The sequence below is a fragment of the Nitrospira sp. Nam80 genome, assembly GCF_965152575.1.
Genome location: NZ_OZ224216.1, coordinates 1,427,516 through 1,453,285 on the forward strand (window position 1 = coordinate 1,427,516; position 25,770 = coordinate 1,453,285).

Annotated in this window: 21 protein-coding genes; all 21 read left to right on the top strand. The window is 58.1% G+C overall.

Translation table 11 applies throughout. The annotated features are described in order from the left end of the window. Positions 1-26 precede the first annotated feature (26 nt). On the top strand, positions 27-563 hold the full coding sequence (cysC, locus tag ACWGXE_RS06660) for an adenylyl-sulfate kinase (RefSeq protein WP_447602342.1): 537 nt from the start codon (positions 27-29) through the stop codon (positions 561-563). A 42-nt stretch (positions 564-605) separates the two neighbouring features. Beyond that, positions 606-2,027 carry a lipopolysaccharide biosynthesis protein gene (locus tag ACWGXE_RS06665; protein WP_447602344.1) on the top strand — a complete coding sequence of 474 codons (1,422 nt, stop codon included), beginning with the start codon at positions 606-608 and terminating at the stop codon, positions 2,025-2,027. Between the two features lie 102 nt (positions 2,028-2,129). Further along, the gene (locus ACWGXE_RS06670; RefSeq protein WP_447602345.1) at positions 2,130-3,203 is read left to right on the top strand and encodes an NAD-dependent epimerase/dehydratase family protein; all 1,074 of its coding nucleotides are present in this window, start codon (positions 2,130-2,132) and stop codon (positions 3,201-3,203) included. Positions 3,204-3,281: 78 nt separating this feature from the next. Continuing rightward, positions 3,282-4,595 (top strand): glycosyltransferase family 4 protein, encoded by a 1,314-nt coding sequence (locus tag ACWGXE_RS06675; RefSeq protein ID WP_447602347.1) that lies wholly within the window; start codon positions 3,282-3,284, stop codon positions 4,593-4,595. 63 nt (positions 4,596-4,658) lie between these two features. Continuing rightward, on the top strand, positions 4,659-5,441 hold the full coding sequence (locus tag ACWGXE_RS06680; protein WP_447602349.1) for a class I SAM-dependent methyltransferase: 783 nt from the start codon (positions 4,659-4,661) through the stop codon (positions 5,439-5,441). An 8-nt stretch (positions 5,442-5,449) separates the two neighbouring features. Beyond that, positions 5,450-6,574 (top strand): sulfotransferase family protein, encoded by a 1,125-nt coding sequence (locus ACWGXE_RS06685; RefSeq protein ID WP_447602350.1) that lies wholly within the window; start codon positions 5,450-5,452, stop codon positions 6,572-6,574. A 155-nt stretch (positions 6,575-6,729) separates the two neighbouring features. Continuing rightward, a complete protein-coding gene (locus ACWGXE_RS06690; RefSeq protein ID WP_447602352.1) occupies positions 6,730-7,425 on the top strand; it encodes an acylneuraminate cytidylyltransferase family protein in 696 nt (231 codons plus the stop codon). Then, positions 7,418-8,464, top strand: coding sequence for an N-acetylneuraminate synthase family protein (locus tag ACWGXE_RS06695; protein ID WP_447602354.1), 1,047 nt, complete (start codon positions 7,418-7,420; stop codon positions 8,462-8,464). Before ACWGXE_RS06690 ends, ACWGXE_RS06695 begins: the two co-directional genes overlap by 8 nt. Beyond that, positions 8,461-9,612 carry a UDP-N-acetylglucosamine 2-epimerase gene (gene neuC / locus ACWGXE_RS06700; RefSeq protein WP_447602355.1) on the top strand — a complete coding sequence of 384 codons (1,152 nt, stop codon included), beginning with the start codon at positions 8,461-8,463 and terminating at the stop codon, positions 9,610-9,612. Before ACWGXE_RS06695 ends, neuC begins: the two co-directional genes overlap by 4 nt. Before the next feature lie 10 nt (positions 9,613-9,622). Beyond that, complete coding sequence (locus tag ACWGXE_RS06705) at positions 9,623-10,621, top strand: NAD-dependent epimerase/dehydratase family protein (protein WP_447602357.1); 999 nt, start codon at positions 9,623-9,625, stop codon at positions 10,619-10,621. After that, positions 10,618-12,339, top strand: a complete 1,722-nt coding sequence (locus tag ACWGXE_RS06710; protein ID WP_447602358.1) for a capsular polysaccharide export protein, LipB/KpsS family — start codon at positions 10,618-10,620, stop codon at positions 12,337-12,339. The genes ACWGXE_RS06705 and ACWGXE_RS06710 overlap by 4 nt, the downstream gene beginning before the upstream one ends. Positions 12,340-12,382: 43 nt before the next feature. Further along, positions 12,383-14,347, top strand: a complete 1,965-nt coding sequence (asnB, locus tag ACWGXE_RS06715) for an asparagine synthase (glutamine-hydrolyzing) (protein ID WP_447602360.1) — start codon at positions 12,383-12,385, stop codon at positions 14,345-14,347. A 14-nt stretch (positions 14,348-14,361) separates the two neighbouring features. Continuing rightward, on the top strand, positions 14,362-15,111 hold the full coding sequence (locus tag ACWGXE_RS06720) for a class I SAM-dependent methyltransferase (RefSeq protein ID WP_447602362.1): 750 nt from the start codon (positions 14,362-14,364) through the stop codon (positions 15,109-15,111). Between the two features lie 181 nt (positions 15,112-15,292). Then, entirely contained in the window at positions 15,293-16,294 is a 1,002-nt protein-coding gene (locus ACWGXE_RS06725) for a methyltransferase domain-containing protein (protein ID WP_447602363.1), read from the top strand. Positions 16,295-16,304: 10 nt separating this feature from the next. Continuing rightward, positions 16,305-17,567: a glycosyltransferase family 4 protein gene (locus ACWGXE_RS06730; RefSeq protein WP_447602365.1), complete on the top strand. Its 1,263-nt coding sequence runs from the start codon at positions 16,305-16,307 to the stop codon at positions 17,565-17,567. Then, complete coding sequence (locus ACWGXE_RS06735; RefSeq protein ID WP_447602366.1) at positions 17,564-18,412, top strand: class I SAM-dependent methyltransferase; 849 nt, start codon at positions 17,564-17,566, stop codon at positions 18,410-18,412. The genes ACWGXE_RS06730 and ACWGXE_RS06735 overlap by 4 nt, the downstream gene beginning before the upstream one ends. 5 nt (positions 18,413-18,417) lie before the next feature. Continuing rightward, positions 18,418-19,749, top strand: a complete 1,332-nt coding sequence (locus tag ACWGXE_RS06740) for a hypothetical protein (RefSeq protein WP_447602368.1) — start codon at positions 18,418-18,420, stop codon at positions 19,747-19,749. A gap of 61 nt (positions 19,750-19,810) precedes the next feature. Beyond that, positions 19,811-20,569, top strand: a complete 759-nt coding sequence (locus ACWGXE_RS06745) for a class I SAM-dependent methyltransferase (RefSeq protein WP_447602370.1) — start codon at positions 19,811-19,813, stop codon at positions 20,567-20,569. A 15-nt stretch (positions 20,570-20,584) separates the two neighbouring features. Further along, positions 20,585-21,745 (top strand): GumK N-terminal domain-containing glycosyltransferase, encoded by a 1,161-nt coding sequence (locus ACWGXE_RS06750; protein WP_447602371.1) that lies wholly within the window; start codon positions 20,585-20,587, stop codon positions 21,743-21,745. Positions 21,746-21,868: 123 nt separating this feature from the next. Further along, positions 21,869-23,086, top strand: coding sequence for a glycosyltransferase family 4 protein (locus ACWGXE_RS06755; protein ID WP_447602373.1), 1,218 nt, complete (start codon positions 21,869-21,871; stop codon positions 23,084-23,086). Further along, entirely contained in the window at positions 23,061-25,763 is a 2,703-nt protein-coding gene (locus ACWGXE_RS06760) for a glycosyltransferase (RefSeq protein WP_447602375.1), read from the top strand. Before ACWGXE_RS06755 ends, ACWGXE_RS06760 begins: the two co-directional genes overlap by 26 nt. The last annotated feature ends 7 nt before the right edge of the window (positions 25,764-25,770 follow it).

A 25,770-nucleotide genomic window follows, 5' to 3' on the forward strand; every position in this document is an offset into this window, starting at 1 on the left:
CGGAACCTGGATATCATGGTCCAAACATGAAGGCCTTAACGATTTGGTTGACCGGCTTGCCTTGCTCGGGAAAAACCACTCTGGCCACGCTTCTGGCGCAATCACTCTGCGAGCGGGGATTATCCCGTCTGGAGGTGTTGGACGGCGATGTGGTGCGTACCCATCTGTCCAAAGGGCTGGGATTCTCACGTGTGGATCGGGATACCAATATTTTGCGGATCGGATGGGTATGCCAAGTACTGGCCCGGCATGGCGTCACCACGGTTGTGGCGGCTGTTTCCCCCTATCGCGAGAGCCGAAATCAAGTCCGTGCCATGATCGAGAAAATCGGCGGAGCCGGCGCATTCCTGGAAGTCTGGGTGCGCTGTTCCATCGACGAGTGCATCCGGCGCGATATCAAGGGCATGTATGCCAAGGCGCTGCGGGGCGAAATCCAGCAGTTCACAGGCGTCTCCGATCCGTATGAAGAGCCGATCGCGCCCGATCTGGTGGTGGAAACCGGTTCCCGTTCCCCTTCGCAGTCGGTTCGGTTGATCCTCGAAGCGTTGGATAAGACCGGCTAGCCGGAGCGAGGTCTGCTGCGGCCGGTAAAGAGAGTGCGACGGGTGGATAAGAGTTTTCTCTGGTTTCTTGTTCCGACGCTGCTCCAGACCATCCTAGGCGTCAGCGTCATGGTACCGATTACGACGTATTACCTCGATCCGGCCGATCTCGGAGTCTTTGCCATTTTGACCACCTGTGCAATGCCGGTCACACCGCTCTCATCAGTGGGGGACAGTTGGGTTTTATCGACCCATTGGCATCACGCGACGTTGTCCGGGCGCCGTGAGTTATTGTTCAATCTGGTCGCCGCCAATATTGTCCTCAAACTGGCTTGGATTGCGGTGTTCTGGACGTCGGCGCCGCTGGTCTTGCCTCAGCTGGTTCGCGACTATCACGCGGAGTATCAGCTGTATTTCGGATTCGCACTCCTGGGGTTGCTGGCCGGCACGCTATGGCCCACGGTGAGCTCGCTCATGGTCATTGAACGGGCTCCCGTCAGCCATGCGATGAATGAATCCTTGCAGTGGTTGACTGCGGCTTGTACTACCGTGGTCGGTCTGTCCGTCATGAAGCTCGGCGTGCTGGCCGTCTTTCTGTCGCCGATTGCCGGCGGCATCGTCTCCACGGTTCATGGGTTGTGGTACGTTGCACCCAAACTCTCGGTTCAGCCCAGTCTGCGCTGGCTTGGAGAGGTCGTGAAAAGCGGGATGCCGGCAATACCATTCAGTCTCATGGACGTGATCGCAAACAGCGTGGATCGGATCGTCATCCAACGCTGGCTTGATTTGTCTGCGTTGGGTATTTACGCCCATTCACAAAGTTACCGCGGCATGTTTATCACCGTCACGAAAGCCTATTCCCGCACGATGACCCCGACGTTTCTGGAGCTCTTTGCCCCCGGTGCGACGCGCTCACACGGTCCCGTTGAAGAGAACGTATCCCTCTGGTACTTCAGTGTGACGGCCGGCGGGATTCTGATCACGCTGTTTGCGCCGGAGCTGATTCATCTATTGACGCATGGGAAATTTGATCAGGCGGCGAACCTGGTTCCTCTGTGGTTTCTCCTCGTGTTTGCTCATAGCATGGGTGTTCCCTTCACCCAATATCTCTTGACGGCTCGCCAATCATTTTTGATGTCATGGTCTTCGATTGTGGTCAGCGTGGCCACCATGTTGTTGGTTGCGGCCGGAACGTGGCAATTCGGAGTCATCGGGGCGACGGCAGCGGCGGTAATTGGCGTTTTCGCGCTCCATGCTACCCGCGCTATTTTGGCCCGGCGCCTTGGTTGTCGATATCATGTTGAGCCGGGCGTCTTCTGGGGAGTCGCCGTCGTGATGGCGCTGTATCTTCTGACACGATGGATAGAACTCCCGCTTTCGGCAAAGTTCGTCATTGGAGCGGCCGTCATTGCGATGGTGGGGGCTCGGTTGATGCGCAGAGTCTCGGTTCGGGATCTGCTCACGGCGCTGGCGCCCTCAAAGTAAGAAATGCTGAATGATGAATGCTGAAGTAGAAGGCGCCCACATGGATCTTGAGCTGCGGCCGGGTCCGGTAACCGGTATCGAATCGGATGACAAGACGATCTCATGCGTAAACGGTTGCTGATCACGGGCGGCGCCGGCTTTGTCGGCTCCAGCCTCGCGCTGCTCTTTCGCAGGTCCTACCCGGATTGGCGGATCGTCTCCTTCGACAATTTACGGAGAAGGGGATCGGAACTGAATCTCCATCGCTTGACGCAGGCGGGCATCGAGTTTTGCCATGGCGACATACGGAATCGGTCGGACTTGGACGGAATCGGCAAGGTTGATATCATTATCGAATGTTCCGCAGAACCATCCGCTCTGGCCGGTTTCGACGGCGATGCCTCGTACGTGATCGATACCAATCTGGTCGGGACGGTCAATTGTCTGGAACTGGCCAGGCGTCATGATGCAGAGGTGATGTTTCTCTCGACCAGCCGCGTGTATCCCTACGAATCGCTCAATTCAGTGCCGTATCGTGAACTCTCGACCAGGTTTGAGTGGGAGGGCAGTCATTTGGCGGGCATGAGCGACCATGGAGTAACCGAAGACTTTCCGCTGGAGGGTGCCCGGACTCTCTATGGCGCGACGAAACTTTGCGCCGAGTTGCTGATCCGCGAATATGTCGCCATGTATGGCCTGCGCGCGGTGGTGAATCGATGCGGGGTCCTGACGGGACCTTGGCAAATGGGAAAGGTCGATCAGGGTTTTGCCGTCCTCTGGGTCGCGCGCCATCATTTCGGTGGAGCGTTATCGTACTTTGGATTCGGCGGGCAGGGCAAGCAGGTGCGCGATCTGCTGCATGTCGAGGATTTATTCGAGCTGATTCAGCTGCAGGTTGCCAATATGCCGGCGCATAGCGGCCTCATTTACAATGTCGGAGGAGGCCGGGATTGCAGTGTATCGTTGATGGAATTGACGGGCCTGTGCCGGCAGGCGACTGGGAAGACGATTGCGGTCGGAACGGTGGAGGCCACCAGACCCGGTGATGTACGTATTTATGTTGCCGATTCATCCAGAGTACGGGCCGCGGCCGGATGGAAGCCGCGCTGGACGATTGAGCGTATCATTGAGAACATTGCTGCCTGGGTTCGGGATCATGAACAGCAGGTTGAGCCGATTCTGGGTGTTCCTAAATAGAAACCGAGCCGGCATGCGGAAATGCGGATACCGGCTGGACTCGGACAGCCAGCAACATAGCAACGGAACGGCAACGCAGTGTTAGTCGGATTCATCGTTCAAGGTCTGCCGGGGGCTGGGTATCACGGAGGAGCGCTCACCTGTTGGAGCGTGATCAGAGCCCTGGTGAAATCGGGCCACCGGGTCTGTGTTGTGAGTTTGTTCGACATCACGGAGGGAAATCCGTACCTCGCGTCTCGTGGCCGGCAGGAAGAGGCGCTTCGCCGGGAGGGCGTCGAGGTCGTGATCATCGAATATGAGATGAAGCGGCTGATCGGTTCCAGTGACGGATCCTTTGTTGGTAAAATCGGCCGCTGGGCAGGCCGCCTATATGATAAGTCGAAGGGCTTGGCATACATGATGCCGTGGGTCAAGCTCTCGGAGAGAGTGCGGGCCGCCTTCGCCGAACGGACCTGCGATGTCTTTTTGTGTTATCACTTTGATGCGCTGTCGGCGGTCGCCCCTCTTGGCCTGGGACCCTTGATGGCGGCGGTCGGCGATCTCTGGCATCTTCCCGGATACTTCCGGTGGCGGGACAGCCCCTTCACGCTCGGCAAATATCCGGTGCAGGGTCTCAAGATATTGCTCGATTCCATGGTTGCGCGACAGGCTATGACGACGTTGTTGAAGTCGACGCACAGAAGCGGTGCGTTCGCCGGCCACTATGCGGAGTGGCTGAAGGTCCATGGGAGTCCAGAGGCGTTGTACTTGAGGACACCGGTTCCGGATGCGGCCGGCGCACAATGGGAGACGTTGCGGAAGAAGGCGCACGAAGAGCGAAGAAATCGAAAACACCGCGTGCTGTTAATGGGAGACTTAGAGACGACGTCGACTTCATCGGGATTGCGGGCCGTTGCCGTAACCATTTTGCCGCGCTTGGTCTCGGAATTCGGAGAAGACGGGTTCGAGCTGCGGCTCGTGGGCGGCGGCACTCCGCCTCCGGATATCGCGGAACAGTTGCAGAAATCCTATGTGCGCTTGCTCGGGCGGGTGGTGCCGGCAGATCCGGAGTTTCTGTCCGCCGATGTGATGATTGTCCCGACCAATATTCCATTGGGGATCCGAGTTCGCATCATTACCGCGTGGGCATTCGGATGTCCCGTTGTTGCGCATCGAGCGAATGCTTCAGGGATCCCGGAGATGCGCGACGACGAGAATGCCCTAATGGCCGACACGGATGCGCAATTGGGCGAGGCGATTGTCAGAATCTTACGGGATACTGCGTTGCGGAGGCGACTTTCCCTCGGGGGCCGGGGAACGTACGAAAAATGCTTTTCCGAGTCGGTGGCAGGCCAAGCGATTGTTGATGAACTGGAACGGCTGGGCGGACCGGCTGCGGAACAAAGGCCGTGAGAACGAGGGCGACGGCACAGTGGACGCTTAAAGTTCCATTATGCGAGAACTGATGGTGATCTGGTGAAATCGGGACTGAACAATCACATTGGTGAGAAATTGGCCGCGTTGTTACCCGACGCTGCATGCGCGGCTTTTGCTAAAAGGCTCAGCGAGCGCAATCCTCAACTGCTATTGGAGGCGCTGGGGCCCAAGTTGAACCGGCGTCCCTCGCTGGACACCATGCCGTTCGACCTTCCTCCCGCCGAGGCCCTTCAATTCGAGGACTTGGCGGGATTGTTCGCCAGCACGTCGCTCGATCACGGTGTGATCGCGATGACGATCCGCCAAACCGCCTATCTATTTGGGCTGGTTCGTCGGCTCCGTCCGTCAAAGATCATCGAGATCGGTCGTTACAAAGGAGGCTCGACTCTTACCATTGCCGCCGCCATGAACGGCTACGGTGAATTTTGGTCGATCGACATCGGCGAGAAGGAAGCGCGGTTGCATCAGGATAGTTCCAGCCGCAGTTTTGACGATCAAATCAGAGATCTCTGCGCCAAATTCGGGTTGCGCGTGACGTTGCTGGTCGGCGATTCGCGGACGATTGAGCTGCAAACAGGAGACGTCGACCTCGTGTTCATCGATGGAGATCATAGTTATGACGGAGTCCGCACTGATTTTGAGCGGTTTGGACGCCGAGTCAAGGTAGGCGGCGCAGTGTTGTTTGACGATGCGACTGATGAAACACTGTTTCAAACCCATGCGGAAACCGTGGGACGCCTGGTCCGCGAGATTATATCGGCCGGAGACCATCGGCTGGTGAAATCCGTGGATCGATTGGCCCATCTTGAACGGCTACGATAGGAGACGCCTTGCTGGTCGGCATTTTCGGAGCAGGCCGTAACGGATCGACGCTGTTGATGCGGCTGTTGGACGGCAGTCCAGGGCTGTGGATCTATCCGATCGAATTGAATTATCTGCGGACGTTTGCGTCCCGCTCGGTGAAAAGTAGGCTCAAACAATGGATGTCTGCAGGCGCCGGCTTGGCGAGCTCAGGTCGCGTGAAGTTGGAAGGGCATCGCGTTGCTGCATTCCATGCATGGGTCTCTGAGCAGTTGGTGGAACTCAAACAGACCTATTTGGATAAACTGGTCGAGCCCGCGGCGGTGAATGTGAATCCTTCTCAGTTCATCAAGGACCATGTGCGTGGAACTATGATCGACAACCTGGAATCGTTCATGGAGGCGACGTGGTCTATTTATGAAGACCGCATGCTTCCCGCGAAGCCTCATTTCATGTTCAAGTCGATCGAGGTTGCCGATCTGCCGCGCTATCAACGATTGTTTCCCAACATGAAGTTCGTGCACATCGTCCGGCATCCGTACTCGAATTATACGTCGCTCAAGCGCACCGATATGGTACTGAAGCAAAAACCATTTTGGTATCAAGGCGGGGATATTCTCCGACTCCAGTTGGAGTCCCGATGGATTCCTCACGTGCGATTTGCTTTGGAGGGAATGCAACAGGACCCGGCGCGCCATCATCTCGTCCGTTACGAAGACCTCTGCGAGTCCGCAGACAAGACCGTGGCCGGAATCTGCCATTGGCTGGGCGTTCCGCCGCCGAAAGAACCGGCGTGCCAAACCGTCCTGGGCGGCAAGCACTTGAAGGCCTTGCCGAGCAATTCCAGTTTGAAGGGCGTCGAGACGCCGGTGCATGTCGTGGCGGATATGGCGAAGGCCTATGGATATGACGACATTCTGACCGAGCGAGAGCGGGAACTCATCCTGTTGAGGACATACGAGTTGGGATGCCGCCTTGGATATTTCGATACTAACGGTGCGGCGTGCTTGCCGAATCGATTACGGTTGTTTTCCCGGTGGATGCCGCCCGATGAATGGGAATACAGGAACGCCGGGTCAAAAGTTCGGCTTGTCAGGGCGCTGATTCAACGCCGGCTTTATCTTTGCCGGACATTACTCCTGTCCGGCTCATAGTCCCGTCTCATCTGTGCCGAGATGGAAGCGGGCATCCAAGAGTCTGTGTTGGATCACTCGATGTTCCGAGAAATGCATTGAGGAATGACGATTTGGCCGGATACCTGCCGTATCTGGAGATCGAAAAGCGGCGACCGGCATAGAGGAGATCGTTTGTGTCACATGTGGTGGCGGTGATTCCGGCCCGCGGAGGATCGAAATCGATTCCGCTAAAGAACATCCAGCCGCTCGCCGGAAAGCCTCTCTTGGCCTATACGATTGAAACAGCCAAGCAATCGCGCTATCTCGATCGCTGTGTGGTCTCGACGGATCACGATGAGATCGCCAAGATCGCGGCGGCCCATGGAGTTGAAGTCATCCACCGTCCGCGAGAATATGCCACCGACCAATCTCCGACCGAATTGGCTCTGTTGCATGCGGTCGACGCGCTGGGACAAGCCGGGTATCGACCGGACTACGTTGTCACGTTGGAGCCGACCTCGCCTCTCAGATCCGCGAACTTGATCGATCGCTGTATCGAGATGGCGATGCAACGGACCGAAGCTGATTGTGTCATGACGGTGACCGAGACAAGGAAGTGTTACGGGCGCATTCTCCACGGCCGGTTCGAATATCTGTTTCCTGACCAGCCGCGGCGCCGGCAGGATCGGACGCCCTTGTACGAGGAGAGCAGCACCGTGTATGTCACGCGAACGAGCGCGCTCGAACGGCATCGCTCGGTGCTGGGTGTCGTTCGCTATGCCGTAGTGGTCGATGACCCGCGTGAAGCGATCGATATCAACGAGCCGCTCGATTTCATTTTGGCCGAAGCCGCGCTCGCGCAGAACACTTTGGGGGACAGTCATGGCTGATATCGCGTTGATTCCGATCGGGCCCTACCGGGTGGGGCCCGACCAGCCGCCGCTCATCATCGCGGAAGCGGCGGTCAACCATCAGGGCGAGTTCAAAACCGCCAAGCGCATGGTGTACCTTGCTCACGCCATGGGCGCGCACATCATCAAGTTTCAGATTCATGTGCTCGACAATGAAATGCTGCGGGATACGCCGCAATCGGCCAACTTTGCCGAGCCCTTGTACGATACCCTGGACAAAACGAATTTGACCGTCGAGCAGCATCGCGAGTTGAAGCGGCTGTGCGAGATGCTCGGGATTCTTTATCTCTGTACGCCGTTCAGCCGGATCGGCGCGGACATTCTCGAAGAGTTGGGCGTGCCCGCCTATAAGACCGGGTCCGGAGAGCTCACGAACCTGCCGTTGATCGAGCATATCGGCCGGAAGGGCAAACCGATGATCGTCTCGACCGGCATGTGCACGGTCGACGAAGTCGGGGAGACCGTGGCGTTGTTGCGGCGTTTGAAGACGCCGTTTATTCTGACCCATTGCGTGTCCGCCTATCCCACCCCCTATGATCGGGTGAATCTCGGTATGATTCCTCGTTACCGCGAGTTGTTCGGCGCGCCGGTCGGCTTGTCCGACCATTCACGCGGCATTTATACCGCGTTGGGCGCAGTGGCGCTCGGGGCTTGCGTCCTCGAAAAGCATTTCACGTTGGATCGCCAGCAGCCGGGGCCTGATCATCCGGTTTCCATTGAGCCGGACGAACTGGGCGAGCTGGTCAAGGGCGCGGATGCGGTGTTTCGCGCGCGGGGTGCCGAGCGCACGATTTTTCCGGAAGAGCGGGAAATCGTCGCGTGGGCCAGGGAAAGTGTCGTGTCCGAGGTTGCGATCCCGCGGGGGAGCGTCATCACCAAAGAGATGGTGTGGGTCAAACGGCCGAGTCCGGGGCCCGGCGTCGTGCCCGCGAAAGATTTGGAAAAGATCATCGGGAAAACGGCAAAAACGGACATCCCAAAGGACAGTCAGATCCGATGGGAGCAGCTAAGCGTATGAATAAACGCAAAATCGCCGTCGTGTCCGAAGCCAGGGCGACCTACGGTTATATCAGGCGGTTGATGCAGCTGATCCAGCAGTCTGATCGGTTGGAGTTGCAATTGATCGTCACCGGCATGCATCTGCTGAAAGAATACGGCCATTCGGTAGACGAAATTATCCGGGACGGTTTCACACCGGCTGCCCGAGTGGACATGTATGTCGGAGGCGATAGCCCGACCGCCTGGTCGAAGTCGCTGGGCGTGGAAATACAGGGCCTGGCGCAAGTCTTCGACATGATGAGGCCGGATCTCATGTTGGTCGCCGGCGATCGCGCCGAGATTCTGGCGGCGACCGTCACGGCGGCCTACATGAATATTCCGGTCGCCCATATCCAATCAGGCGATTTGTCCGGCCATATCGATGGTTCCGCCCGCCACGCGATCACCAAATTGGCGCATGTGCATTTGCCGTCGTGCGAAGACTCCGCGGAGCGGGTTCGAAAGTTGGGGGAAGAGCCCTGGAGGATATTCAACGTCGGGGCGCCGCAGCTCGATGACGTGATACAGAGAAAAAAGCTCAGCCGGGATGAACTTGCGCGTATGTTCATGCTCGACTTCATGAAACCCGTCCTGCTGGTCATTCAACATCCGGTGCTGGCGGAAGTGCATCTCGCCCGCAAGCAAATGGAAGAGACTCTGACAGCCGTGCAGGAGAGCGGCCATCAGGCTCTCGTGATCTATCCAAACGTGGATGCAGCGGGCCGGGAGATTATTTCGGTCATCGAGCAGTACCGTGACTGTCCAACCATCCGAGCCTTTCGGAATCTTGATCGGGACGTCTTTTTGAGCCTGCTCGGCGCCGTGTCGGTGCTCGTCGGCAATTCAAGTGTCGGCATTCTGGAAGCGCCGTCGTTCAAACTGCCGGCTTTGGACATCGGAAGCCGCCAGACGGGGCGTATGCGGGCCTGTAACGTCATTACGGTTCCGGAGTTCAATAAGAAGATCATTCGCCAGGAAATCGACCGCGCTCTGCATGATCCTGTCTATCGGTCGGCGCTCGAGACCTGCGTCAATCCCTATGGAGACGGCAACAGCTCCGAGCGTATCTGCCGGATCCTGGAGGAGATCGACTTGTCCAAGTTGCTCAATAAACACATGACCTATTGAAGGACTTCTTATGCATGCTCCAGTGTTGGTCACCGGCGGGGCCGGTTGCATCGGTATTCAAGTAGTGTGCGAATTGGATCGCCGCGGGATCGAGGTCCATGTGCTGGACCTCGGCGAGCAAATCGCCCGAATCAGGCAAGCCATACCCAAGCGCGTCAAGGTGTTTTACGGATCGATCCTCGACGTGTCCTCGATTCGGGAAGCCATGGATGGGTGCGGGTCGGTCATCCATCTGGCCGCACTCCTCGGCGTCCGGCGGACCGAAGTGAATCGGTTGCGTTGTTTGGAAATTAACGTAGACGGCACGAAGCACGTGCTCGATTGCGCCATTCAACATCGGATCAAACGTTTCGTCTTTGCGTCTTCTTCCGAAGTGTACGGGGAGCCGCTGGAGAATCCGATCACCGAAGAAACGATGACCCAGGGCAAGACGGTCTACGCCATTAGCAAGCTGGCCGGCGAAGAACTCTGTATCGGCTACGCTCAACGCTATCCCGATTTCGAGCATGTGATCCTGCGGTTCTTCAATGCCTACGGGCCCTACCAGGCGGCGCAGTTTGTGCTGCCGCGGTTTATCTACAATGCCATGACCGGCAAGCCGATCGTGATCAATGGGAGCGGCGATCAGGTCCGGTCCTATTGCTATAGCGAGGACACCGGGCGTGGGGTCGTGGATGCGCTGCTCAGGACGGAGGCGACGGGACAGATCATCAATTTGGGCAGCAGCGAGCGGCCGATTTCGCTCAAGGAATTGGCGGACCTCGTGATTGCGGCGGGCGGTAATCCGAACGTAGAGATACGCTATGCCGAGGATTTTACGAGCACGGACCGCCATGCGGACCGGGAAATCCATCGCCGGTACTGTTCAGGCGACAAGGCCAAACGGCTGCTGGGATTCGCGCCTAAGACCTCGCTTGAGGACGGAATCCGTCGCATCCTCGAGTCGCAGAGTGTGTTTGAGAAGTGGGAGAGCACGGAATTGCCTTACCTTGTCGATGAGATGACGTGAGACGGCCAGAGCACGGATTTGAGATCTGCTTACCTATGAGTTGGCATGAGTCGAAAGCATCTTTCAAGAGGCTCCTGAACCGTGCCCGCTTATTGGAATCCTTGCGCGGTATTTGGTACGAAGCGAAGTGGTTGACAGACGATGGGTTTCGGCGTGAGGAATCCAAAGAACGAGAGGCGTTCGCCGCGTTCACCCAGAATCATCGCCATTTGTTTCCACAAATAGCCTTACCGGCCGACTCGCCGCCGCTTCTTGTCGTAAACTTAGGACGGCAAGGCGTCATTGTTGAACTGGCCCTTGCTAAAGCGTGCGAGTCGAGCGGGTTTCGACCGGTTGTGCTGGCGGACTATGATCGGTGGACGGGTCGCTATTATCGAGAAGCGGGCATTGAGGCCGTGCATTACTGGGAAGATTTTCATGCATGCGGCGAACCGGATCTCGCGGCTTCGTTGCTGGCCTCCGTTGAAACCTTCGAACAGTTCATTGGGTTGCAGTACGGGGGGGTCCGTGTCGGCAAGTATGCAGCCTCCACGGCCTTACGCCATCTCCGTGTCGGGCGATTGGACTTGAAAGTCGAATCCATTCGCCGAGCGGTCCTTCCTTTTTTGAACCGCGCTATCCAAGCGGTGGAGATGTCTCGGCTGGTTCTGGCAGAAGTGCGGCCCCGGCTCGCCTTGTCCATCGATCCGGGATATACTCCGCGCGGCGAATTGTTTGACCTATGCCGGGCCGCCGGAGTCGATACGATCACGTGGAATGCCGCCCATAAGAATAACACCCTGATGTTGAAGCGCTATACGGCCGGGGGTGAGGACTGTCATCCAGCGTCGCTGTCCCGGAAGAGCTGGGAGAACATCAAAGTATCTCCATGGAGCGAACGGCAGCGCAAGGATCTCCGCGAGGAGATAATCGGCAGTTACACCAGAGGCGAATGGTATAGCGAGGTCGGTACTCAGTTTCATACCCGGACCTTTGCGGCGGATGAAGTCCGCCTGGTCCTCAAATTGGACCAGGCGAAGAAGACCGCAGTCATCTTTTCACACATTTTCTGGGACGGCACGCTGTTCTGGGGAACCGATTTGTTCGGAACCTATGAGGCGTGGTTTGTCGAGACCATCAAAGCCGCCTGTGCCAATACGAAGGTCAATTGGATCGTGAAAGTCCACCCTGCGAATCTCATCAAAAACGCCAGAGACGGCGTGACAGGAGAGCCGTCGGAATTGGCAGCCATCCGCGAGCATATCGGGACGCTGCCTGCGCACGTCACCATGGTACCTCCCGACAGCCCGATCAACACCCTCTCGCTGTTTGAAGTGATGGACTATTGCGTGACCGTGCGTGGAACCGTGGGTATTGAAGCAGCCAGCTTGGGGATTCCGGTCTTGACGGCCGGTACGGGTCGATTCGATCGTTTGGGATTCACGATCGATTCCGATTCGAAGGCCGAATACTTGAAGCAACTTGCCTGCGTCGAAGAGATTTCTCCCTTATCCGATGCGGAACGAAACTTGGCGGAACGCTTCGCCTATGGGCTGTTCAAGCTTCGTCCGCTCACACTGAAAACCGTGACACTCGAGTACCAGCGAGACCAACGAGCCAGCCTTTCGACAAAGGTCCAATCAACAGGGACCGACATCCGGAATGCGCCCGATCTGCGCGCGTTTGCCGAATGGGTGCGTAGCGGTACGGAAGATTTTCTGTCCTCGTCACCGGATTGACGCAGAGGAGCATGCGGAACGATTCCGTTCCGATCACCATAACATGTGCGGGATTGTCGGAGTCGCCGGGGGATCGGACCACAGCCATGTGCCGGCGATGAACCGCCTGCAGGAGCATCGAGGACCCGATGACCATGGGATCTATCACGACCCCGTGAATCGAGTCACCCTTGCGATGCGGCGACTCAGCATCATGGATCTTGAGCATGGACGCCAGCCCATGACCAACCAGGATCAGTCGATTGTGATCGTCTATAACGGCGAAATTTTTAACGCCCCGGATCTCCGCCGGCAATTGGAACGCCGCAATCACCGGTTCACGACGGTGAACTCCGACACAGAGGTGCTGCTGAGACTTTATGAGGAGAAGCAGGCGGACCTGCTGGCCGATCTGAATGGGATGTTTGCGTTTGTCCTGTACGATCGGCGGAGGAACCTGCTCTTTGGCGCGCGAGACCCCATGGGCATCAAGCCGCTGTACTATATGAAGACTCCGAATCAGTTCACGTTTGCATCGGAACTCAAGAGTCTTCTGCTAAGCCCGGCCGTGACTCGAGAGCTCGACCGCGCGAGCCTATTCCACTACTTGACGCTGCGATTCGTCCCCGGGGAGCACACAATGTTCAACGGTGTGTCGAGATTGCCGCCGGGCCATGCATTTGAATATCAGCTCGGTTCAGAGCGGTTGGACATTCGCCCGTATTGGAGGCCGCGCTTTCATCAAGAAGAAAATCGTTCGCCTGATGAGTGGAGCGATCTCATACGTTTCGAGCTGAAAGAGGCCGTTCAACGGTGGAGTTTGAGCGACGTGCCGATCGGGTGTTCTCTATCCGGAGGACTGGACTCATCCGGTATTGTCGGGTTGCTGGCCGAATCAGGACACCGGCAGATCAAGACCTATTCGCTCGGATTTGCCGGCAGCGAGGCCGAATCGTTCGATGAACTTCCGCTTGCGAGGAAAGTCGCGGAACGATGGGGAACCGACCACCATGAAATGATTCTTCGGCCTGAGGATCTACTCCGGGATTTAGTGAAAATGGTGTGGCACCTCGACGAACCCTATGGCGGGGGGCTGCCCTCCTGGTATGTCTTTCAATTTATGTCGCAGCAGGTAAAGGTCGGACTGACGGGAACGGGTGGCGATGAGTTGTTCGGAGATTATGGACGCTTTATCGGGGTGGAGCGATATGCCGCTCGATGGGCGGAGGGCGCTGAAGGGTCGAAGCACGCGGGGTGGACCAACTTCTGTGGGCGCGCCGTAGGTTCCTTGTCCGCCTTGATTCCCGAACGAATCATCGGCTGGCGTTCGAGAGAGCGTTGGCAAAACCTATCGCACATCGCCCGAGATCCGTTTCGATGGGAGTATGTTCACGCCTTCTATTACCTGTCCGACGCGATGAAGCGGGCGGCTGTTCTGTCCGGCAGGGTGGAATGGCATCTGGTGCAGGACACGGCTGATTTGTTGCGGGATTATTGCCGTGAAGCGGAAGATGCCCATCCGCGGAATGCCCTGATGCAGCTTGCGATGCAAACCCAATTGCCGGAAGAATTTCTCTTCATGACGGATCGTTTTTCAATGGCGCATTCCCTGGAAGCGAGGGTCCCTTTTCTCGACCGCACATTCATCGAATTGGTGATGCGGATCCCTCCGGAGGTCCGGACGAAGCCCGGTGACCCGAAGTATTTGTTGAGGCAAGCGGTTCGGGGTGTTTTGCCGCAGGATCTGTTGACGGCTCCGAAGCGCGGATTCGTGATTCCTGTCGCGCAATGGTTGCGAGGAAGGTTGCGCCCGCTTGCAGAACGCCTCCTGTCTCCGGAACGGCTCGCCCGCCAATATCTATTTAAACCGGAATTCTACAGCCGATTCGTTCGTCCTCACCTGGAAGGGAGGGCGGACTATCATGCGCAGATCTGGACTGCGCTCATGTTCCAACTCTGGCATGTGGAGTTTATCGAGCAGGGCGCCGTCGAGTGCCCCGCATTCTCCTGGCAGGATTTATGCCGGTAGGACCGAGAGGATCAATGGGTCCTTCGAATTTTGATATCCATCGAGTGGAATGGGATGCCAGAAAGGTCGGACGTTTTTGGTCGTATCTGACGAGCACGCCTCATGCCGAGCGGTCCTACTTCAGCGGGTTGTTCGGCGATCGCATTCTTACGGTCGCCGAGCAGTATCTTCCATTGAGAGATGCGAGGATTCTGGACTATGGATGTGGACCAGGGCTGTTGTTAAAAAAAATGTTAGAGCGGCATTTGCACGCTTCGGGATTGGAGTTTTCTGAGGAATCGGCGAAAAAGGCCCGCGGCAATTGCCACAACTATCAGACGTTCGGCGGAGTGACAGTCGCATCAGAGTTGCCGTCTTCCGTGGAATCACACAGCCTGGATGTCATCTTTTTGGTGGAAGTCGTGGAGCATCTGCTTCCCCAGCAGCGGGATGAGACGCTACAGGAGGTCAGTCGATTGCTCGCGCCGGGTGGACATCTTGTGCTCACGACTCCACACAATGAAGACTTGGGACAGGTGGAGACTGTGTGCCCGGACTGCGGCTGCGTGTTTCATCCCTGGCAGCATGTTAGCTCATTTTCTCCAGAGAACCTCGTCGGTTTGTTGAGAAAGTATGGTTTCGAGCCCCGTCTGTGTCAGGCGACTACGCTGGACGCCCGTTGGTACGGCCGCCTGCTTCGAAAAGCGCGCCGGGTGATCCATGGCCGGAAAGCGGAGGCGGATGAACCCCATCTGTTTTATATCGGCCGGCTCACCCCAGGATAATCCGCTCCGTCGATGGATCAAAGTCACTCTTGCCTACACATTCCAATTGTGTACACCATTTTAAGGTAGGAAGGTGCTCGGGTGGCGCACCGGGGCCGGGCGCCGGCGGTCCCGTGTAGCCGGAGACACCGGGGACATACCGGCCGTATGTGGTCAACGAAGGTGTAGGTGTGGAAGTGACATGCGTCGAGAATTCATTCGCGATTTAATCTGTCCGAAGGACCATGAACGATTGGAATTGAAGTCCGGTGCTATCGCCAGGGACGGCGAGATCAGGACTGGAGAATTGATTTGCTCGATGAGAGGAGAAACGATTCCGATACGGAATCATGTGCCGCGGTTCGTCCCGAACAGCGGCTATACGGAGAATTTTGGTCAACAGTGGAATCACTTTCGGCGCACGCAGATCGACAAATTCAACGGGACCACGTTATCGCGCGATCGATTCTACAGTGGAACCGGTTGGTCGGCCGATGAACTGAAAGGGGCCAGAATCCTGGAAGCAGGATGCGGTGCCGGCCGGTTCACGCAGATTATGCTGGACGCGGGCGCCCAGGTGTTTTCCGTGGATCTCAGCTCAGCCGTGGATGCCTGTTTTGCGAACAACGGCCCGCATGAGCATCTCTGCGTGGTGCAGGCGGATCTGTATCGGATTCCGTTTCGCCGCCATTCGTTCGACAAAGTGTTTTGCTATGGCGTGCTGCAACATACGCCGGACCCCGAGGCGTCGTTCATGAATCTCAATTCATTTTTGAAGCCGGGCGGAAAGATTGCCATCGATGTCTATCACAAGGATTGGGCGATCGAACCGTACAAGAGCAAATATTTGTATCGACCGCTGACGACGCGCATCCCGCATGACCTGCTGTTTCGTTTCATTCAATGGTACATACCGAAATGGCTGCCGTTCGATACCTTCCTCAAGCGGATTCCGGTGATCGGCCGGTTATTGGGACTGTTGGTTCCTTGCTGGAATTACCGCTATCTTCCCCTGTCCCGAGAAAGCCTAATCGAGTGGGGAATCCTCGACACCTTTGATGCACTGGCGCCGGCCTACGACTATCCGCAAACCGAGCAAGCGGTCACGAAATGGTTTCAGCGCGCGAATTTGATCGACGTGCGGGTGCGGTTGGGGGGGAATGGAGTGCTCGGAAACGGCACGGCTCGGGCCGCTGGGATGTGACGACCCAGGGATGAATATTCTTCACATCAGCACTGAATACAATCTGGGCGGGTCTGGTCGCGCCGCCTATCGCATCCACGCCGGTTTGCGGCAGCGCGGCCATATCTCGCGCATGCTGGTGGGGACGCAGGTGATCGGGGTGCCGGACGTGGGGCCGATCTGGCGGAGCTTGCCCTGGCGCGCCGCTGATTGGGCCGCCAAGCGGGTCACGGAGGCCATGAGCCTGCAATATCTTTTCTTGCCGTCATCATGGAATCTGCTGCGCCATCCCTGGTTTCGCGACGCCGATATTCTGCAGTTGTACAACACGCATGGCGGCTATTTCAGCCATTCCGTGTTAGGGGCGGCCAGCCGGCAGAAACCGATCGTCTGGCGCCTGTCGGACATGTGGTCCTTCACGGGCCACTGTTGTTATGCCTATGACTGCGAGCGGTGGAAAACAGGCTGCGGGTCCTGCCCGCTGCTGGCCGATGATCCGGCGCTACGGACCGACCGGACGGCGCAACTCTGGCGGATCAAGCGACGGTTATACGAGCGGGCCAATATCCATTTGGTCGTTCCTTCGCGATGGATTGCCGGGCTGGCGGCGCAGAGTCCGCTGGTCGGCCATTGGCCGCGGCATGTCATTCCCAACGGTGTGGATTTGAACATCTTCCGACCAATCAGTCGTGCGGCGGCGCGGGAGGTCTTCGGCTTGCAAAAGGACGAGCCGGTGGTGTTGTTTAGTTCCGTGGAGACGAAAGCCTATCGCAAAGGCGGAACGGTTCTCGTGGAGGCGCTGAGCCGGTTGCGCAGCAGGACCAAAAAGCCGTTCCGTCTCCTGGTGGTGGGGCACGAGGCGCGTGAATGGGAAAGAATAGTCCCCGTGCCGGTGGCCGCGGTCGAGACCATGAAGGACGATCAGCTTCTTGCCGCCATGTATTCGGCGGCGGACGTGTTCGTGCACCCGTCGTTGGCCGATAATTTGCCCAACGGCGTGCTCGAAAGCCTGGCCTGCGGCACACCAGTTGTGGCCTTTGACGTTGGAGGCGTCTCCGACGCCGTGCGGCCTCTGAAGACCGGGTATCTCGCCCGCTACAAAGACGCGGACGACCTGGCGCGTGGCATCGAGGTTATCCTCGATGATGACGGACTTCGGGCGCGCATGAAGGTAATCTGCCGCGATGTCGCCGAGTCGGAATATGGCATGGATCTGCAAACGGACCGGTTTGAAGCCCTCTATGCCGACTTGTGCCGGCCGTCCCGCGCGCTGGATGCATTGCAACAGGTATGACCGCACAGCCCATTTCAGGTTCTGTAGACGAGGCCCCGACCTTCGCCGAAACACCGTACGGCATCGTCAAACGGCTGCACATCCTCAAACGGTGGGCAAGCCGCGTCTGTCGGTGGCGCGAAAAAGAATCATTGTCGATTCTCGATTACGGCTGCGGGACGGGCGATCATGTGACCTACCCGCTGGCGCGTCTCGGTCATCACGTACTCGGCGTCGATTACCATGTTCAGTCGATCGATGAAGCGAAGCACCGTTTTCAATTGCCGAATCTCGCATTTCGAGTTGCGGACATCGACCAATTGATTCGCGAAGGGACAACATACGACCTCGTCATTTGCTCCGAAGTGCTCGAACACGTGCATGAGCCGCTGCCGTTTCTCCGGCAGATCAGGACCATGGTCCGCGAACAAGGAGGCCTCATCATCACGACGCCCAATGGGTATGGGTCGTTCGAATGGCTTTCAGCGCTGGAACGGCTCTTCGATCGAATGGGGATGAATCAGGTGCTTCGAAAAGTCCGCCGGGCCTTCCGCCGTTCCGCGGATGATCGAACATCCGGCGGCCGCTTATCTGAACGGGACTCTGCCATCGGCTTTCTCAATATGGATTCAAAGCATGTTCAATTTTTCAGGCTGGCCCGGTTGGAATCGTTGTTTTCGTCAGGGGGGTTCCGAATCGCCGACCGCCAAGCCAGAACGGTCCTTTGCGGACCGTATGTGGACAATCTGTTTGATCTGATGCCGTTCCGGGAACGTCTGTATCGTCTTAATAGCGAAGCAGCCGATCGGCTGCCGATGACATGGGCTGCCGATTGGATGTATCTCCTTCAAGCGGAGGAGGGCTAGGCTGCGTGAGCCATGATTTCCCCCGCATCCTAATCGTCACGTCGAACAACTTTAATCTTGTCAGCGGCGGCGGCATCACCTTGACCAATCTCTTTCACGGGTGGCCGAGCGGGCGGATCGCCAATCTGCATGAGGATCGCACGCCGGAAGACGTAAGCGTGTGTCACAATTTCTATCGTCTGACCGAGGAAGAGATTCGATGGCGCCGGCCGTTTTCGTTGGTGCGGCGTTGGTACGGGCATATGAAAGAGCAGGGCGAGCCGGGCGGTGAGCAAGCCGGAAACCGGAAGCCCTCTCACGCGAGAAGCTGGCTCGCCTTGATCAAGAAGGGGATGGGGGAGGGGGTGCCGAAGTATGCCCGCTTGACCGATCGGCTCATGACGTGGGTGCAGGACTTTCGGCCGACCTTGCTCTACGGCTTTCTCGGTTCTCTGGAACAAATGGATTTGACACGGCAGCTGACGCAGCAATTGCAGATTCCCTTGGTGGTCCACATGATGGATGACTGGCCGGCTGTCTTATACAGGCGAGGATGGCTGGCGCCGATTGCGGGGCCGATGGTGCGGCGCGCGTTGACGCAGGTGCTGGATCAAGCCGCCGTCAGACTCGCGATCTGTGACCCGATGTGCCGCGAGTATGAAGGCCGTTACGGCCATACGTTTCTCTCCTTTCAAAATGCGCTCGATACCGAGCGGTGGCTGCCTTTTTCCAGAACGAATTGGAAGGCCGGGAGTCCATTTCTCATCCGCTATGTGGGCTCTATCGTGCCGGACGGGCAGAGAGAGAGTCTTCTGGATATTGCTCGGGCGGTCGCCGATCTGTCGGCCGAGGGCGTTTCCATCCAATTGCGGATTCATGCCCCGCGGCATGAATCCGCCTACCTGCAGGCCTGCGGGATCCCGTGTGCGGCTCTACATATTGACGGCCCTCCGGACCCGGCTTCCATCGCTTCTCTCTTGGCGGGCGCCGATTTGCTGGTACTGCCTTATAACTTCGATGCCCGCAGCGCCCGGTATATCCGGCTGTCCCTACCCACTAAGGCCCCGGCCTATATGATGTCAGGCACTCCCATACTCGTGTATGCTCCCGGTGAGGTGGCGACGGCCGACTATGCGGCCCGTGAGGGATGGGGGTATGTGGTGGCTTCAGCGGGACAAGCGGGTCTCATGGCTGCTCTGAAAAAACTGATGGCTGATGAACCGCTTCGAGAACAACTTGGCCGGCGGGCGCGGCATGTCGCACTGGCCAATCATGACGCGAGGACCGTGCGTACGGCCTTCTGGGATACCCTCTGTGCGGCGGCCGGCCGCAGTCCCGTTACTGCATCGTCGCGATGACCGCGGAAGGCGCGGCGAATTCGGATGCCATGCCGCATTCCGTCAAGCAATGGAACAGCGTATGAAGAATGAGGATGTGCGCGGGTATTGGGATGTCGAGGCCTGCGGCACGGGCAAATCCATCGTGGGTGAACAGAGGGAATTCAGCCGCGCGTGGTTCGAGCGGATCGAGGGCCATCGCTACGCCGTTGAGCCCTTCATTCATGCGGTGGCTCAGTTCACCAGGCATCGAAGCAAGACCGTTCTGGAAGTCGGGGTCGGCGCGGGCACCGACCATCTCCAATGGGCGAGGGCCGGGGCTGTTTGCTATGGCGTCGATCTGACCGACCGCGCCATCGAGACTACGAGGGCGCATCTGGCCCTCTACGGATACGATTCAATCCTGCGACGTCTGGACGCGGAAGAACTACCGTTTGCCGATGGAATGTTCGATGTCGTCTATTCTTGGGGCGTCATCCACCATTCGGCGCATCCGGATCGCGTTATTCAGGAAATCCGACGTGTGCTCAAACCGTCGGGCCTGTTTCTCGGCATGTTATATGCGCGATATTCGGCGGTGGCGCTCAAGCTCTGGGTGAAATATGGCCTCTTGCGGGGCAAGCCCTGGCGCACCCTGTCCGATGTCGTGGCCCGGCACATGGAGAGTCCCGGCACGAAGGCCTACACCCATGCCGAGATCAAGACACTCTTCGCACAGTTTTCGACCTGTGACACCGCGTCAATCCTGACGTCCTATGATCGGCACAATATTCCCGCCCGGCTGGCTTGGGCGCTCCCCGATGCCGGTGGGTGGTTCATCACGATCAAGGCCCGCAAGTAGGGAGCTGGCGACGGAATGAGTCGAAAGCGATTGCTGATGGCCAGTTCCAACTACTGGCAGTCCCCGTTGCAAGTCGGCAGCCATCATCTGGCCAGAGGCTTTGTGAAAGCCGGTTGGGACGTGGCCTTTATTTCCGATCCGATTTCTCCCTGGCATCTGTTCGGTGGACACCGGGGGGACTTACGTATCCGCTATGACACCTACGCCGCCGATGGTCTGATGGACTGCGACGGGCGGCTCTGGACCTATGTGCCCGGAGCCATGGTTACGCCGAACAATCGGCCTCTTCTCAAGAGCGAGTGGGTCGCGAAGCAGTGGTCATGGTTCACTCAGCCTCGACTGATCGACGTGCTTCACCGCCATGGTTTTGGAGAAGTAGATCTGCTCTATTGCGACAGCGTCATCCACCAGGGATGGCTGCATAGGATCGGATCCCGGACATGCCTCTATCGCGTCACCGACAATATTTCCGGCTTCGCGAAGTCTACGCCGGCTGTGTTGAAGCTGGAAGCAACACTGGCTCGGCAGGTTGATGTGGTCGTGTATGCGGCAAGGAGTTTGGAAGAGTACGTAAAAGCCTTTTCGCCTCGACGCATGGCCTATCTGCCGAATGGCGTAAACTATGCGCATTTCAGCGGAGGCGCCGGCCCGGTCCCGGCGGAGTATGCGGACATTCCGCGGCCGATCGCGCTCTATGTGGGGGCGATGGATTTCTGGTTCGACTATCGCTTGATGAATGAAGTCGCAAGTCTGATGCCGGCCGTCTCGTTCGTCTTCATTGGGCCGGAAGAATTGGCCAAGCAGCGGCTACAGCCTCGGTCGAATGTCTATGTGCTGGGCCGCCGGTCCTATGCCGATTTGCCGCCGTACATGCACCATGCCGATGCCGGTCTGATTCCGTTCGATGTCGCTCATCATGCGGAATTGGTTCGCAGCATCCATCCGCTCAAGCTCTATGAATATTTCGCCTGCGGCTTGCCGGTCGTGGCGGTGGAGTGGGAGGAATTGAGATATCTCAATAGCCCCGCCGTGCTTTGCCGAGGGACCGAGCAGTTTGTGCCCGCACTCAAGCGGGCAATCGAAGAACCCCCGAATCACGCGGAGCTGCGGCGCTACGCCTCCTTGCACGATTGGGAACGGCGCGTGGACACAATTTGTTCGGAGCTCGGTGTCTAGCGGGCCGGAAACCGGCCGGACCCCATGTCTTTCATCGCCGCGCAAGCGAACCGGCTGGTCTTGACGATGACAAGATGTTTGCCATTCTGCGAGTCTCCGTCACGTGGATAGATTGAGGCGCTCGTGAACATCGTCATTGTCAGTGATTTCGCCCATGTGAACGGCGGCAATGCCGCCGTGGCGCTGGCGAGCGCGACCGGCTTGGCGGAGCATGGCCATGCGGTCACGCTCTTTGCGGGAGTGGGGCCGGTGGCTCCTGAGATCGCGGCAAGTCCGGTGACGGTCGTATCCACCGATCAGCAAGCCATCGGGGATGATCGGCGACGAACCAGAGCCGTGGTTCAAGGCATTTGGAACGTCAAGGCGGCTCGCATGATGACGGATCTGCTCGGCCGCATGGATATGCGGCGGACCGTCGTCCATGTGCATGGATGGGACAAGGCCCTGTCGTCCAGCGTCGTCCGCGCCGCTCTATCAATGGGGGCGAGGATGATCTGCACTTTCCATGATTATGTGTCGGTCTGCCCGAACGGCGGGTTCTATAATCATCCACGAGATGAGGTTTGCCGGTTGGAGCCGCTCTCCCTCTCCTGCGTCCTCGAAAGTTGCGATCGGCGAGGCTACGGTCAGAAGCTCTGGCGTGTCGCCCGCCATACCGTTCAACGACGATGGGGTTTACTGCCCGACGCAGTCAAGCACGTCATTGTCGTGTCGGATTTCAGCCGCCGTATCCTGGAGCCGTTTCTCCCGCCCGGCATCCATCTCCATTCCGTGCAAAACATGATCAACGTCACGCGTTCCGGTCCGGCTGATCCTGCCCGCAATCGCGCCTATGTCATGGTGGGGCGTATGTCGCGCGAAAAAGGGCCGCATGTCCTGGCTTCGGTAGCGGGCCGGACGCCATGGCCCGTTCGGTTTGTCGGTGACGGCGAGAGTCTCGCGGAGATCCGGCGGCTGGCGCCGAGATCCATGGTGACGGGATGGTTGTCCCACGATGATGTGGTGAAGGAGCTAGCCGGCGCACGGGCCTTGATATTCCCGTCGCTGTGGCATGAGACCGAAGGACTGGTGGTCTTGGAGGCGGCGGCGCTGGGGATTCCTTCCGTGGTGGCCGACTCGTGCGCCGCTCGCGATCTGGTGATCCAGGAAGAAACCGGCCTGCACTTCCGGAGCGGTGATGACCGGCATCTTCAATCCGTGATGGACCGGTTGCAGGATGATCAGCTTGTCCGGCAGCTTGGGGAAGCCGCCTACCGCCGCTACTGGAAAAATCCGCGGTCGCTTGAGCGCCATATTGCCGACTTGGAGCGGATCTATGACGTGGTCCTCCGCGATGAATAAACAGCCACCCGCCGGCCATCACGCCCCGCATGCTGCCATGGAACCGGCCACGGCCGGCATGCCTCGCGCCGATATGATCGGGCTTGCGTTACTGGCGCTCCTTCTCCTCTCTCCTCTCGTATTTAAGGTTCGGCTCGCCGACGGCGTGGTCGTTCATCCTTTCGTGCCTGTTCTGGCTGCGGCATGGGTCTGGGTCTGGTGGGTCAGCCGCAGCACGTTTTCGTCTGTGACAAGCGGATGGTATATCCCGGAATGGCAGGCGTGGAATGTCCCGGTTCTGTTGTTAGGGCTCTCCGTCGGTGGTCTGGCGTTCAGTTTGGCGGTGAATTCCATTCGTCTCGGTTCTCTGCAAGGAACCGGCTGGTTATTGCTCGCAAAGTGGATGCTGTATTTGGCGCCTCTCCCTCTGACGGCGCTGCTCACGTTGCGCCGGCATGCTCAGGTCATCAGGCTCATTAGTTATTGGGTACCGCTGACCGCATTCGGGACGCTGCTCTATTCCTATTTCCGACTGTGGCAGGCGATCGAAGGCCGGTACACCAATGCCTATGTGGATGCGAAATTGGCTTTTTTCGCCATGGGTACATTGGGCGAAGCGCTCTCGACCGATGGGTTGGCCGTCAGATCGGACACGATGGGGCACACCGCCTACGGTATGTATTTGGTTTTTGCGCTGGTCTTCAGCACGTGTCTCGCAATCTTCCGAGGATGGGACGGGCTCGTGAATCGCCGGTATGCCGCCGTCCAAGCGTTCGTACTCTGCCCGTTGATCATGGGCGGAATTCTTCTGAGCGGCTCCCGTTCGAGTCTCGTGTTGCTCGTCTTGTCGCTGGTCATGTTGCTGATGCTGCTGATGCTGAACATGGGCGACTATCTTGGGAAACAGCGTCGTGTCGTCTGCGCGATCTTGCTGTTCCTGGCGCCGATGCCGGTGCTGCTTCTCCATGGGCCTCTCAGCGCGGCCTTGCCGACCGTTGATCGCCTCGAGGAAACATTGACGAGCCAGTTGGACATCGAACGAACCGCGAGCGGCGAGGTCTCGCCGCTGCTTCACGAGCAGGACGACCGGACGAAACGGTCCGTCAAGAATCTTCAGATTCGCGTGTGGATTTGGGGGCAGGCCGTGCGTTACCTGATGCACCATCCGGGCACGATGGTGCTGGGCATCGGGTATGACCGCCGGCGATTCGTGGAAGAAGTCATCGGCATGCCCTATGAAGGATACAATTTCAATTATCAAACCGCCCACAATCTTTTTCTCGACATCCTGATCAAAGGCGGCATCGTTCCGCTCATTCCGCTATTGGCCGCCTGCTTCTGGTTGTTCTGGGCCGCCCTAAAGAACGTGATTATCTCGGCGCGAGAGAACGGGGCGATCGGCCGCATCGGGATCGGTTGGGCGCTCCTTGCCTTCTGGCCGGCGCTCATGATCGTAAGTTTCTCCGGCGAAGAATTATTGACGGACAATCTCTTGCTGCATTGGACGATGCTGTTCGGATTGATGCTCGGCCTCGGCGGTCTCGCGCTGGCCGCCTGGTTGCCGAATCGTATCCTTCATATGACGGCCACGGCCGGTGTCGGAGGTGGGCCGACGTATGTCACGGCGCTCGCGCGGCATCAACAAGAAGCCGGAAAACAGGTGCGGATTTTTTGCTCCAACGAAAAGCCGTTCGTCGAGATCTGGCAAAAGATGGGGTTCGATGTCTCAGTCCTCCCCATGCGCCGGCCAAGTCTCCATTCGGTGTGGCAGCTCTTAAAGGAGCTACTGCGCGCACCGGCGCCCATTCATGCGCATGGCCGCGGGGCCGCATTTTTCGCCGTATGGGTCAAGGTGTTGGTGCGCATTCCTGTCATCTACACGCCGCATGGACCTCACTATGCCTACAAGCGCGGCTTGCACTATGGGTTCTCCTGGTGTTTCGAATTGCTGTTTCGCCTGTGCTTCGACGCGGTCCTCTACGTGTCGCCGGGTGAACGGGATGTGGCCAAGGCGCATCATCTTCCGGTGCGCCGATCCCGTGTGGTCATTTCCGGTTTGATGAGAAAGGAAACGGGTGAGTCCGGTGATGCCCCGACGCGCGAGGTGCTGCTCCATGAATGGAAGATTCCGGCGGATCGATTTGTGATCGGATGGATCGGGCGGTTCGATTATGCCAAGGGCTTGGATCTCCTGCTGGACTCGATCCCGGAGGTCTCATCGCAAGTCCCCAACGCCGTGTGGGTCGTCATCGGAGACGGCGCCCACGACGAAATGGGTCTTTTGCAGGATCGGATGGCGGATCACGGGCAAGACGGAAGAGTCATTTTTCTCGGCGCCCGCCCCGACGCCTGCAGTTTGATCCGAGGGTTCGACCTCTATGTGTCGACTTCACGGTGGGAGGGACTGCCCCTGGTCCTGCTCGAGGTCATGGAGCAAGGGGTGCCGATTGTGGCGAGCGATGTGGTCGGCAATCGGGACGTCCTGAAGGAATGGGGCTGTCTGTTTCCGGCCGGCGATGCCGCGGGCGCGGCGGCGGCGCAGATTCGTTTGGCGACGGACTGCTCCCTCAGAACGGCCTTGGCCATGGCAGGCCGGGAGGTGCGGGGGAAGCAGTTTACCTGCTCTCGTATGTTGAATGAACTTGATAGCGCCTATCGGGAGATCCTTGGTGAGCGGGTCAGCGGCCGGAGTAGTTAAGGATCGA